The sequence below is a fragment of the Kluyvera sp. CRP genome, assembly GCF_019930565.1.
GTDB classification, from domain to species: Bacteria; Pseudomonadota; Gammaproteobacteria; order Enterobacterales; family Enterobacteriaceae; genus Kluyvera; species Kluyvera georgiana_A.
In genome coordinates this window covers 1,897,600-1,910,103 of the sequence record NZ_CP082841.1, presented here as the reverse complement: position 1 = coordinate 1,910,103, position 12,504 = coordinate 1,897,600, and the positions used below count along the sequence as shown (strand labels likewise).

The 12,504-nt window shown below is 55.9% G+C and carries 11 protein-coding genes and 1 tRNA gene; 5 read left to right on the top strand and 7 right to left on the bottom strand.

Annotated features, from left to right (window positions below; genetic code table 11):
• The 3 genes from K7B04_RS08970 to K7B04_RS08960 all read left to right on the top strand — a co-directional run bounded on the left by K7B04_RS08970 (window position 1) and on the right by K7B04_RS08960 (window position 2,903).
• The gene (locus K7B04_RS08970) at window positions 1–276 is read left to right on the top strand and encodes an oxidative damage protection protein (RefSeq protein ID WP_064542603.1); all 276 of its coding nucleotides are present in this window, start codon (window positions 1–3) and stop codon (window positions 274–276) included.
• 47 nt (window positions 277–323) lie between these two features.
• Window positions 324–1,406, top strand: a complete 1,083-nt coding sequence (gene mltC / locus K7B04_RS08965) for a membrane-bound lytic murein transglycosylase MltC (protein ID WP_163446088.1) — start codon at window positions 324–326, stop codon at window positions 1,404–1,406.
• 240 nt (window positions 1,407–1,646) lie between these two features.
• On the top strand, window positions 1,647–2,903 hold the full coding sequence (locus tag K7B04_RS08960) for a nucleoside permease (protein ID WP_167575034.1): 1,257 nt from the start codon (window positions 1,647–1,649) through the stop codon (window positions 2,901–2,903).
• Between the two features lie 119 nt (window positions 2,904–3,022).
• On the opposite strand, the gene K7B04_RS08955 is transcribed toward K7B04_RS08960, so the two are convergent.
• Window positions 3,023–5,158 (bottom strand): ornithine decarboxylase, encoded by a 2,136-nt coding sequence (locus tag K7B04_RS08955; RefSeq protein WP_223803856.1) that lies wholly within the window; start codon window positions 5,156–5,158, stop codon window positions 3,023–3,025.
• Between the two features lie 418 nt (window positions 5,159–5,576).
• Between K7B04_RS08955 and K7B04_RS08950 the strand changes: the two genes are divergently transcribed.
• Window positions 5,577–6,284: a DUF554 domain-containing protein gene (locus K7B04_RS08950; RefSeq protein WP_223803855.1), complete on the top strand. Its 708-nt coding sequence runs from the start codon at window positions 5,577–5,579 to the stop codon at window positions 6,282–6,284.
• Window positions 6,285–6,389: 105 nt separating this feature from the next.
• Window positions 6,390–6,465 (top strand) — tRNA-Phe (locus K7B04_RS08945).
• Window positions 6,466–6,540: 75 nt separating this feature from the next.
• Here the strand turns inward: K7B04_RS08945 and K7B04_RS08940 are convergent.
• The 6 genes from K7B04_RS08940 to K7B04_RS08915 all read right to left on the bottom strand — a co-directional run bounded on the left by K7B04_RS08940 (window position 6,541) and on the right by K7B04_RS08915 (window position 12,500).
• Window positions 6,541–7,512 carry a J domain-containing protein gene (locus tag K7B04_RS08940; protein WP_167575031.1) on the bottom strand — a complete coding sequence of 324 codons (972 nt, stop codon included), beginning with the start codon at window positions 7,510–7,512 and terminating at the stop codon, window positions 6,541–6,543.
• Between the two features lie 163 nt (window positions 7,513–7,675).
• Window positions 7,676–8,821 carry a PLP-dependent aspartate aminotransferase family protein gene (locus K7B04_RS08935; protein WP_163449229.1) on the bottom strand — a complete coding sequence of 382 codons (1,146 nt, stop codon included), beginning with the start codon at window positions 8,819–8,821 and terminating at the stop codon, window positions 7,676–7,678.
• 10 nt (window positions 8,822–8,831) lie between these two features.
• Window positions 8,832–10,202 carry a cystathionine beta-synthase gene (locus K7B04_RS08930; RefSeq protein WP_163449230.1) on the bottom strand — a complete coding sequence of 457 codons (1,371 nt, stop codon included), beginning with the start codon at window positions 10,200–10,202 and terminating at the stop codon, window positions 8,832–8,834.
• A gap of 329 nt (window positions 10,203–10,531) precedes the next feature.
• Window positions 10,532–11,437: a fimbrial protein gene (locus K7B04_RS08925; RefSeq protein ID WP_223803854.1), complete on the bottom strand. Its 906-nt coding sequence runs from the start codon at window positions 11,435–11,437 to the stop codon at window positions 10,532–10,534.
• A 16-nt stretch (window positions 11,438–11,453) separates the two neighbouring features.
• Entirely contained in the window at window positions 11,454–11,957 is a 504-nt protein-coding gene (locus tag K7B04_RS08920) for a fimbrial protein (protein ID WP_223803853.1), read from the bottom strand.
• 12 nt (window positions 11,958–11,969) lie between these two features.
• Window positions 11,970–12,500, bottom strand: coding sequence for a fimbrial protein (locus K7B04_RS08915; RefSeq protein WP_163449233.1), 531 nt, complete (start codon window positions 12,498–12,500; stop codon window positions 11,970–11,972).
• Between the last annotated feature and the right edge of the window lie 4 nt (window positions 12,501–12,504).

Below are 12,504 nucleotides of genomic sequence, written 5' to 3'. Positions count from 1 at the left end.
ATGAGCAGAACCATTTTTTGTACTTTCCTGCAGCGCGACGCCGAAGGACAGGATTTCCAGCTCTACCCCGGCGAGCTGGGAAAGCGCATCTATAACGAGATTTCGAAAGAAGCCTGGAAGCAGTGGCAGCACAAGCAGACCATGCTCATCAATGAAAAGAAACTCAATATGATGAATGTGGAGCACCGTAAGCTTCTGGAAGAGGAAATGGTTAACTTCCTGTTTGAAGGCAAAGATGTGCACATTGAAGGCTACACGCCGCCAGAAAAACAGTAAGGGCCCGACGGCCCTTTAAGACAACAACAACACGCGCTCCCGGAATGATGAAAAAAAGAATATTTGCACTGGCATTGATAGCGCCGTTGCTGGTTTCCTGCTCGGGTTCAAAAAAGGGCGATGCCTACAATGAAGCCTGGGTAAAAGACACCAACGGTTTTGACATTCTGATGGGTCAGTTCGCCCATAATATTGAAAACATCTGGGGGTTTAACGAAGTTCTGATCGCCGGGCCGAAAGACTACGTTAAATACACCGATGGCTACCAGACGCGTAGCCATATCAACTTCGATGACGGTACCATTACCGTCGAGACCATCGCCGGTACCGACCCCGCTGCGCGCCTGCGCCAGGCCATCATTACCACGCTGCTGATGGGTGACGACCCCAGCTCGGTCGACCTTTACTCCGACGCCGACGACATTCAGATTTCCAAAGAGCCGTTCCTGTACGGCCAGGTGGTCGATAACACCGGCGAGGCTATTCGCTGGGAGTGGCGCGCCGCGCGCTTCGCCGACTATCTGCTGCAAACGCGGATGAAAAAACGCAGCAATGGCCTGCACATTATTTATAGCGTGACCATTAATCTGGTGCCGAACCACCTTGATAAACGTGCGCACAAATATCTGGGTATGGTGCGGCAGGCTTCACGCAAATACGGCATCGACGAATCGTTGATTCTGGCAATTATGCAGACTGAATCGTCCTTCAACCCGTATGCGGTCAGCCGTTCCGACGCGATGGGGCTGATGCAGGTGGTGCAGCATACCGCCGGGAAAGACGTCTTCCGCTCGCAGGGGAAATCCGGCACGCCAAGCCGTAGCTTCCTGTTCGATCCGGCCAGCAACATCGATACCGGCACCGCCTATCTGGCGATCCTCAACAATATCTACCTTGGCGGTATCGACAACCCAACGTCACGCCGCTATGCGGTGATTACCGCCTATAACGGCGGCGCGGGCAGCGTGCTGCGCGTCTTCTCTAACGATAAGGTGCAGGCGGCGAACATCATTAACAGCATGTCGCCAGGGGACGTCTATCAGACGCTGACCACCCGCCATCCGTCGGCGGAATCGCGTCGCTATCTCTACAAGGTGAATACGGCGCAGAAAAGCTATCGCCGTAAGTAACAATTCTCACAAACGCAGCCGCTTCCTCCCGATATTCCCAGGGTGAAGCGGCTTCCCCACCTGAACTTCCTACAGAAATGTTAGTTTTGTCACTATTTCGTTGTGCAAAGTAAAAATAATTGCAATTTTTTGCGGCGCTTAACAATGTCTCATCACAGCCATTGATAGAATCAGCACAAATAATGCCTTCGGATGTTATTACGCGAACGGCTGTCCGGTCCTATTTGTGAGGAAATTAACATGAATTTAAAGCTGCAGCTTAAGATACTGTCCTTCCTGCAGTTCTGCCTGTGGGGGAGCTGGCTAACCACGCTGGGCTCGTACATGTTTGTAACGCTGAAGTTCGATGGTGCATCCATCGGCGCGGTGTACAGCTCACTGGGTATCGCCGCCGTCTTTATGCCAACGCTGCTGGGCATCGTGGCGGATAAATGGATTAGCGCCAAGTGGGTCTATGCTTTTTGTCACCTGGTGGGGGCAGGAACGTTATTTATGGCCGCCGAGGTCACCACGCCGGGGGCGATGTTCTTCGTTATTCTGCTTAACTCGCTGGCCTATATGCCAACGCTGGGCCTGATTAACACCATCTCCTACTACCGCCTGAAATCGGCGGGCATGGACATCGTTACCGACTTCCCGCCAATCCGCATCTGGGGCACCATCGGCTTTATTCTGGCGATGTGGGCGGTGAGCTTCTCCGGCTTCGAGCTGAGCCATATGCAGCTGTACATTGGCGCTGCGCTGTCGGTCGTGCTGGTGCTGTTCACTCTGACACTGCCGCACATTCCCGTTTCTAACCAGCAGCAGAAACAAAGCTGGAGCAGCATGCTGGGGCTGGACGCCTTTGCGCTGTTTAAAAACAAACGCATGGCGATCTTCTTTATCTTTTCCATGATGCTGGGCGCGGAACTGCAGATCACCAACATGTTCGGCAACACCTTCCTGCACAGCTTTGATAAAGATCCGCTGTTTGCCACCAGCTTTATCGTGCAGCACGCCTCGGTGATGATGTCGATTTCACAAATCTCCGAGACGCTTTTCATCCTCACCATTCCGTTCTTCTTAAGCCGTTACGGTATCAAGAATGTGATGCTGATTAGTATCTTCGCGTGGATGCTGCGCTTCGGCCTGTTCGCCTACGGAGACCCGACGCCGTTCGGCACCGTACTGCTGGTACTGTCGATGATTGTTTACGGCTGCGCCTTCGACTTCTTCAACATCTCCGGTTCGGTATTCGTTGAGAAAGAAGTCCGCCCGGAAATTCGCGCCAGCGCGCAGGGTATGTTCCTGATGATGACCAACGGCTTCGGCTGCATTCTCGGCGGCATGGCGAGCGGGAAAGTGGTGGAGATGTACACCGTAGACGGTATTACCGACTGGCAAAGCGTATGGCTGATTTTCGCCGGCTACTCGCTGGTGCTGGCGGTGGCGTTTGTTGGGCTGTTTAAATACAAACACGAGCGTATTGCCCCGGGAGCACAGCCAGTTGTGCATTAAGGCTTCGTCCCTCTCTTCCCACGGAGGAGAGGGAACCCGGTTCTATTGTTAATCACCGCACCTGGCGGTCCCCTCTCCCCCACGGGGAGAGGGTTAGGGTGAGGGGACGTCCCCGCACCTTACTTCAAAACATACCCATACAGCCGACTAATCCCGTCAGCATCCTTCTCGCTGTAAACCCCCTGAAGCTCCGGCGAAAAGCCCGGCAGCAGGTTCACGCCCTCTTCCAGCGCCAGGAAATAACGCTGTACCGCACCGCCCCACACTTCCCCCGGCACCACGCACAGCACGCCCGGTGGATACGGCAGCGCGCCTTCAGCGGCAATGCGCCCTTCCGCTTCGCTGATGCGCACCAGCTCAACATTACCGCGAATAAACTCGCTGTTGGCGTCCTGCGGGTTCATCACCACTTGCGGCAAACTCTCTTTGCGGAACATCGCCTTTTGCAGGTCCTTGACGTCAAAGCTGACGTAAAGATTGTGCATCTCCTGACACAGCTCGCGTAGCGTATAGTCACGGTAACGTACAGGATACTTGTTGTAGATAGTCGGCAGCACGTCGGCCAGTGGCGTATCGTCCTCGATATGCTGTTCAAACTGGCCGAGCATTGCCACCAGCTGCGCCATTTTTTCCGGCGTTTCCGCAGGGGTTAGCAGGAACAGGATCGAATTCAGATCGCATTTCTCCGGCACGATACCGTTCTCACGCAGATAGTGGGCAAGAATCGTCGCCGGAATGCCAAACTCGGTATATTGCCCGGTTTCCGCATCGATCCCCGGCGTGGTCAGCAGCAATTTGCACGGGTCCACGAAGTACTGATCCTGCGCATAGCCCTCGAAACCGTGCCAACGCGCGCCAGGCGCAAAGCTAAAGAAGCGACGCTCGCTGGCAATCGCTTTGGTTGGGTGATCCTGCCACGGGCGACCATCAACCATGGGCGGGATAAACGGCTGGATCATCTTACAGTTCGCCACAATCGCCTTACGCGCTTCAATCCCCAGCTCGACGCACTCTGCCCACAGACGGCGCCCGCTCTCCCCTTCGTGGATTTTGGCGTTGATATCCAGCGCCGCAAACAGCGGATAAAACGGGCTGGTTGAGGCGTGCAGCATAAAGGCGTTGTTCAGCCGTTTGTGCGGGCAAAAGCGCGCCTGGCCGCGAATATGGTTATCTTTTTTGTGGATCTGCGAGGTCTGCGAGAAACCCGCCTGCTGTTTGTGCACCGATTGGGTAACGAAAATGCCCGGATCGTTTTCGTTGAGATCCAGCAGCAACGGCGAGGTATCGGACATCATATCGATAAACTGCTCGTAGCCGACCCATGCGGAGTCAAACAGAATGTAGTCGCAAAGGTGGCCGATTTTATCCACCACCTGACGCGCATTGTAGATAGTGCCGTCATAGGTGCCCAACTGAATGATCGCCAGGCGGAACGGACGCATATCATCGGCTTTCTCCGGCGCGGCTTCACGAATCTGCTCACGCAAATAGCGCTCGTCAAAGCAGTGTTCATCAATGCCACCGATAAAACCGAACGGATTACGTGCCGCTTCCAGATAAACCGGAGTCGCGCCAGCCTGAATCAACGCACCATGGTGATTCGATTTGTGGTTATTGCGGTCGAACAGCACCAGGTCGCCGCGGGCCAGCAGAGCATTGGTCACCACCTTATTGGCGGCGGAGGTGCCGTTCAGCACAAAGTAGGTTTTATCGGCGTGGAACACCTTCGCGGCAAACTTCTGCGCGTGCTTGGCAGAGCCTTCATGAATCAGCAGGTCGCCGAGCTTCACGTCGGCGTTGCACATGTCGGCACGAAAGACGTTCTCACCGAAGAAGTCATAAAACTGGCGGCCCGCCGGATGTTTTTTAAAGAACGCGCCGTGCTGATGCCCCGGACAGGCAAAGGTGCTGTTACCCATTTCAACGTACTGAGTCAGGGTATTAAAAAACGGCGGCAGCAGCTCTTCTTCATAGCGACAGGCGGCGGTTTCCAGCTCCAGCCACTCCTGATCTTTACCGCTAATGACCGCCTCTACGCCGTTTGGCACGCTGATATCATCGCTTGTCAGCACGAATACCGGCAGCTTAAATCCGGTGCGTTTGAGTAATGCAAGAATGCCGCTGTGGCTGTCGGCCACGGTAATGACGACTGCTGCCACATCGGTAAAGTCGGTACTATCCAGCGCCACCACGTCACGATGGGTGGAAAGGCGAGAGACCAGTTCACGACTGGCAGCAATGTTCATTGATTTCATAAGCGCAACGACCCACTCAGGGAGAGTAAAAGTCCTGGGCAGAGCATCTGGCTCTGCCCCACGAAGCGTCTGGGTGCAACTGGGTTACAGCTCCGACCGCCAGACATCAGTAAAAGCAGACATGGTCTAATCTTACTGTTGTCCTGCAGTGAGCGTGCGTTGGCGTCACCGCATGGTGAGCAAAGAGAATGGGGCAGACCTTCGCGAGTAGGCGAAGCGGCATTGGCGATGTAATGGCAAAGATGTCATTGCAGGCGGCCCCGATTCAGGAAAGGAGAAATTTCGCGCAATCATGGCACCATTCACCAGAGGGTGCAAGACGAAATTTTTATGCACTAATACCACGGAGAAACAAGCACTGAACCGATTAATCAGTCCATAATAATGCAGGACTTATCGATAAGTAACAGGAGTTAACGTGGTAATTGGCCCATTTATTAATGCCGGGGCAGTGCTCGTCGGCGGTTTGATCGGCGCGCTGTTAAGCCAGCGTCTTCCGGAGCGTATTCGCGTCTCCATGACCTCGATCTTCGGCCTCGCCTCGCTGGGTATTGGCCTGCTGCTGGTAATCAAGTGCGCCAATATGCCGGTGATGGTGCTGGCCACACTGATGGGGGCGCTGATCGGTGAGTTTTGCTATCTGGAAAAAGGGATCAACAACGGCGTTTCCTGGATGCAGAAGCGGCTACTCAAGTCGGGCAAAAGCCGGGAGCATGAAAACGTCATCCAGAGCTTCGTGGCGATTATCGTCTTGTTCTGCGCGAGCGGTACCGGGATTTTTGGCTCAATGCACGAGGGGATGACCGGCGACCCGACCATACTCATCGCCAAGTCGTTTCTCGATTTCTTTACCGCGATGATTTTCGCCTGCTCGCTCGGCTTTGCCGTCTGCGCCATCAGCGTGCCGATGCTAATCATCCAGCTAACGCTGGCCTTCTGCGCCTTTATGATTCTGCCGCTGACAACCCCGGCAATGATGGCCGATTTCACCGCCGTCGGCGGCCTGTTGCTTTTGGCCACCGGCCTGCGCATCTGCGGAATCAAGATGTTCGCCGTGGTGAATATGCTGCCAGCGCTGCTGCTGGCAATGCCCATTTCTGCCGCCTGGACCGCCTTTTTTGCCTGACGTCGCGTGCAAAATACGCAAGGTGATGATAGATTGTGCAACTCGCCGCAAAATTTATAATTTTCGTTGACGAGGCGAGGCGATTACGGTTTAATGCGCCCCGTTGCCCGGATAGCTCAGTCGGTAGAGCAGGGGATTGAAAATCCCCGTGTCCTTGGTTCGATTCCGAGTCCGGGCACCACTTATTCAGAAAACCCAGCCTATGGCTGGGTTTTTGCTTTCTGGCGTTCCGATAAATTTCCGCTTCCAGAAATAGCTACGCCACCTCATCCAACCCTGACTCAAAGATGCGCTTGCGCAGAGTGGCGATCGTGTTCGACAGCGCTTTTTCCTGCTGGCGAAAATAGGCCTGTGGGTCGGCAAGCGTTGACACCAGCAGCCAGGATTTCTCTTTCTCAAGCGCGAGCATTTCGTCCTGCAGGCTGGCAATTTGCTGCTGCGTGGCGCTGATTTTACGCAGCAGTAGCGTGAGATCGTTCAGCCTTTCGCTCGCCATCATTGGCTCATGCTCGCGCATGAGTCGGGCTAGCAGATTACGAATAGTCGGCAGATCGCCACGTTGTCGGGCCTGATTGAGCTGGGCCATCATCTCGTTAGCTTCCGCCTTCAGCGCATCGTCGACCAGATCCGGGTGACAAAGCTTACTCGCCTGGCGCCACAATCGTTTGAGTTCCTGACGATCCTCCTGCGCCATATTTTCATGATGCTCGCGGCGTTTTTGCGCTTTTTGCTGCTGATCGCGCCAGGTGTCATACTGTTCGCGCGCTTCGTCACGCGCACGTTGTTCGCGGGAATCGTCGTCATGACACATTTCGGCTCGCTTGCGCAGCGAGGCTTCCGCCAGGATCTTTCGCAGCCTCAGCACCTCGGCCATCAGCGGCCCCAGATGCTGCATATAAAGATCGTTAAACTCATCAAGCTGGGTCAGCCTTGCGTTCCTGGCATCAAGCAGCGCCTGTAGCTGGGTTTCCAGCGCTTTTAGCTCCAGTTTGCTGGCCGCAATGCGCGGATCCTGCCAGTGAGTCATCGAGCGCTGGCTTTGCAGCCAGCTGACGATGGCGTTCATCGCCTCGCCATAGCGCCGGGACTCCAGCGCCTGAATGATGGCGTCAATCGCCGGATCGTCAATGTCGCCTTTCAGGTGCGAAATCTGACTGGCAATGATCTCATCATCTTCCAGTTCAATGGCATTTTTGATGATTTCCAGCCGCTTGATGGGTTTACTCATGGGGCGTTTGCTCGGCGTCCTGACCTTGGGAATGGATCGCAGAGTAGCACTCGTTCCGGTGCGCCGTCAGCCGCTATGTCATATTATAAGTGACGTTATTTCAGTCGCTTAGATTTTCGATATGAAGTATAGACTTAAGTCGAACTGACGGCGGTTAATATCGTTACTCTGCCAGAGCCTGCCGCAAATCGTCGCGCAAATCATCAACCCCTTCAATGCCCACTGAGAGGCGAATCAGCTGTGGCGTAATGCCGTTGGCGAGTCGCTGCTCCAGAGGGATAGACGCATGGGTCATGCTGAACGGCTGGCTGACCAGGCTTTCCACGCCGCCCAGGCTCTCAGCGAGCGTAAACAGGCGCAACTTTTTGATCGCCGCTTCTGCCCGTTCGGCATCGCCTTTTACCACGATCGAGATCATCCCTCCCGGCTGCGCCATCTGGCGGCGGGCGAGCGCATAGTCGGGGTGCGATTCCAGCCATGGGAACCAGACCTTTTCCACCTGCGGCTGCTGCTCAAGCCACTGAGCAAGCGCCAGCGCATTGCTGCTGTGGCGTTCCATGCGCAGCGACAGCGTGCGGATCCCGCGCAGGGTCAGGAAGCTACTGAACGGATCGAGCACCCCGCCAACGGCGTTTTGCAGATAGCCAAGCTGCTCCGCCAGCGTCGGGTTATCGCCCACCACCGCAAGACCGGCGACAACGTCCGAGTGGCCGTTGAGGTATTTGGTGGCGGAATGCACCACAATATCAAAGCCGAAAGCCAGCGGGCGCTGAATAACCGGCGAGGCAAAGGTGTTATCTGCCACGCTGATGAGCTTATGGCGGCGGGCGATGCTGGCGATTGCCTCCAGATCGGCCAGTTTCAGCAAGGGGTTGGTCGGCGTCTCGACCCAAATCATGCGCGTTTCCGGGCGGATAGCCGCTTCCAGCGCCGGGAGCGAACCGGGTTTGACCCAGCTCACCTGCAGCCCTGCGCTGCGCCGACGCACGTTTTCAATCAGCCGGTAGGTTCCCCCATAAACATCATCGACGGCGACGATATGGCTGTCTTTATCCAGCAGTTCCAGTACCGTTGAGATGGCCGCCAGGCCAGAAGCAAAGGCGTAGCCGCGGCTACCGCCTTCCAGCTCAGCAATCGCGGTCTCCAGCGCAGCGCGCGTCGGGTTGCCACTTCGCGAATATTCATAGCCGCTGTGCTGGCCCGGTGCCGGTTGGGCATAGGTTGATGTTGCGTAAATCGGCGGCATCACCGCGCCGTGGCTATCGGTAAAAGTGCCGCTGTGTACGCTTAGAGTGTCGAAAGTTTTCATTATTCATTCCTTATTGTTCAAGACGATTGCGCCAGCTCGTGAGGAGATCGCTGCGGGTAATAAGGCCGAGAAAGCGCTCGTTATCCACCACCACGGCCACCTGGCCACGATCAAAAATCGGTTTCAGCGCGCTCTCAGGCGCGGTGATGTCGAGGGTTTCAACCTCCTGCGTCATGGCTTCGCGCACCGGCAAACCAAAGCGTTGGCTGTCGCCCTGCACGTGGCTCAGCAAATCCCACTCATCGACGATTCCCACCACCCTTCCCTCTTCCAGCACCGGGAGCTGTGAGATGTCATACAGGCGCATACGAGCCAGCACGGCGGCCAGGGTATCGTCGGGAGCGGCGGTGACGGTGGCGCCTTCATCATGGCGTAAGGCAATAAAATCACTCAGATCACCACGCTGTGTGCGGGCCAGCAGGCCCTGCTGGCGCATCCAGTCGTCGTTGAACATTTTCGACAGGTACTTATTGCCGCTGTCGCAGGCAAAGGTCACCACCCGTTTAGGCGTGGTTTGCGCGCGACAGTAGCGCAGCGCCGCCGCCAGCAGCGTGCCGCTTGAAGAGCCCGCCAGAATCCCTTCCACCTGCAGGAGTTCGCGGGCGGTAGTGAAGGCTTCACGATCGCTGATGCGTAATGCCTTACGTACGTTATTGATGTGCGCTAATGGCGGGATAAAATCTTCGCCAATTCCTTCAACCAGCCAGGATCCCGCTTCCTGATAACGGCCGCTTTCGACCTGATCGGCAAGGATCGAACCGGCCGGATCGGCCAGCACAAACTCGGTGTGCGGCGAGTGTTCGGCGAACCATGCCTGCAGGCCACCCAGCGTACCGCCCGATCCCACGCCAACGACGATGGCATCAATCTGCCCGTCGAGTTGCTGATACAGCTCCGGCGCGGTGGTTGTGGTGTGAGCCAACGGATTGGCGGCGTTATTAAACTGGTCAATGTAAAAAGCACCGGGGAGCGTTTTCGCCAGCCGCTGCGCGTAGTCCTGATAGTACGCCGGATGCCCCTTGCCAACGTCAGAGCGGGTCAACACCACCTGAGCGCCAAGGGCGCGGAGGTGGAAAATCTTCTCGCGGCTCATTTTGTCCGGTACGACAAGGATAAGTTTGTACCCGCGCTGGGCGGCAATCAGCGCCAGCCCAAGCCCGGTATTGCCTGCGGTCGCTTCAACAATGGTACCGCCAGGCTGCAGCAGCCCCTGCTTTTGCGCCTCGTCGATCATCGACAGCGCCACCCGGTCCTTGATTGAACCGCCGGGATTCTGGTTTTCCAGTTTCAGAAACAGGCTGCACGGTCCGGTATCCAGCTTATGCAGCTGCAGTACCGGCGTCTGGCCGATAAGTTCGGTGACGGAATGGTAAACGGTCATACGCTTTAATCCTGATATATGAGCAACGACCAGAGTGTAGGACTGTAAAAAATGGATGATAAAGAACCTTTATCTGCTCGTTAGCGCAAATTGGAATATGACCTGCTATTTAGACATGTGGATAGAGAGACGTTTAGTCGTACAGAGGGATTGATGGCTAAAAATGGGGGAATTTGCCGTATTTTCAGCCACCAAAGCGGCTTCAGAATGCGCCTTTTGCCGCATCACAGCTTTCTATTGTTGAACTTTATCTAAGGAGTTCTCGCCGCCGGTTTGGGGATGCTAGCGAGATGACGCGTTGAGGAACCCGCCGCAAAGGCGGGTTCCTGTCACTGATAAACAAACGTCACGCCAATAATCGACTGTACGTTGCCCGCCGTTACCTGGCCGTGGGTTCGCGCATAGTTGGCGGTCAAGCCAAGGCTCACGGCCGAGGTGCTTACCGTGCCAAGCGATACCGTGCTGTTGGCAGGCACAATGCTACCGTTGCGGGTAAGCTGAACGCCAACCCCACTCGCGGGCGAAGCCGATGCGGTGTTGGTGAAAATGGAGTTCGCCGAATCCTCCGTCGTCCCCGACAGGTAGTAACTGAGCTTTTGACTCTGTGCACAGTAAACCGTCAGCGGAATGGATGTTGAACCGGGGTAATCCGGCAGCGTCACCGTGACGTCTCGCGCAGAGACGTCACAGCCTCCAGTGGGCACCACCACATTGTTGTTGGCGTAGATATTCCAGACAAACTGGAAATCGTCGTTATTTTTATTGTTGGTCTGGCGAAGGATCAGAACGGCAATAAGCGTTCCGGCGCTAATTGCCACGCCGCCGGCGGAGCTAATCGGCGTCAGATAGAGCATCGTGGGCCAGGGTTTATCGGTTTTCGAGTTGTAAATTAGCCGCGCGGTCTCCGTGGTGGTGGGAAACGGATAGCTGGAACCATTGTATTTGACGGTACCGGAGAAACTGGACAACACGCCACCGTATGCCGAACCCCGTTGCAGCGTAACGTAGTCAGTCATGGTCTCCGGGTAATCGTTATGACAAAAAATCTGCGTCGAAAGATCGACAACCAGGTTTTGCCCCACATTCACCTCAGGCGCCAGATCCACATACACGTTCGCGCTGCCGCCACCGATAGGGATCGTCGTTCCGCTGGCGGTCCGGCAGGCAAATGACCAGGCATTAAACGACCAACCGGCCATCAGCAGCACCGTCAACAGGGTTATCACTCTCTTCATCACGATCGTCTCCTGGTCAGGCGTAGGTATAGGTGACGTTGATCACCGCCTGAATGGTTCCCTGGGTAGCGCCGCCGTTAACCGACAGCGCCCTCACCTGCAGCGGAAAGCGTGCGGACTGCGATGCCTCATCCACCGTCACCGTTGTCTTCGCGCCGGTATTGAGCGTGTTGCCCGCCGCGTCCTGCAGCTCAAGCTGAATATTTCTGGCCGTTCCCTGATTCTGGTAATAGCCAGTGGCATCTGCCGTGCCGCTAAAGCTGGCGGTGACGCGCGATGTGCCAACCGGACAGTTGCTGAGATCCAGCGCGACGTCATGCCAGGGCGAGGTTGAGCCAGCGGAAAGTAGGTTGAAGGTGTAGAGATCGCCAAGATCAACGTCGGCATTGCGGGTTGATACCGTACACGGCTTCGCCACCACTTTACCGTTGACCGTAATCGTCACATCGGCGGCCCATAGCGCCGAAGAGAAGGCGATCAGCGCGATTGCCGATAGCACACCGCAATAAGCCCATTTCATTGATGCCTCCACTTACTGAAATTCAAGAGTGAACGTCGCCGTGGCGTTAACGTGGCCCGGCGTGACCGGAACCTGCGTGGCCATCAGGCGAGCATAAAAGTTCAGCGTATTGCTCTGACCGGGCTTCAGCGTCGTCCACGGAATAGCGGATGACGTGGCATTCAGCGGCAGCATTGTCTGCTGATCGTTAAGGATCTGCACCCCCATGCCAGCGGCGGCAGCGCTGCCGCCGTCAAGCTTCAACAGGCGGGTATTGTCATTATCCGCCACGCCAGTAAACCCAACCTTCACGGCGCTAACCGCACTGCCGCAAGGCGAGAGAACAATACGAAACGGTATCGCGGGGGTCGTTGCGCCAACGGTACTGAACTGCTTAGCCGCGTTATCCATCAGGTCGACGATAAAGTCCTTCGACTCGCCCGCCACCGCGCAGCCGTTATCTCGTACGTAACCGCTGATGGTGATGGTGCTATCTGCGGCCAGGGCGCTGGCGGCGGATAGCGACAGTAACGCGCTGAGCAGGTAAAAAGGTTTTGTCATCATCATG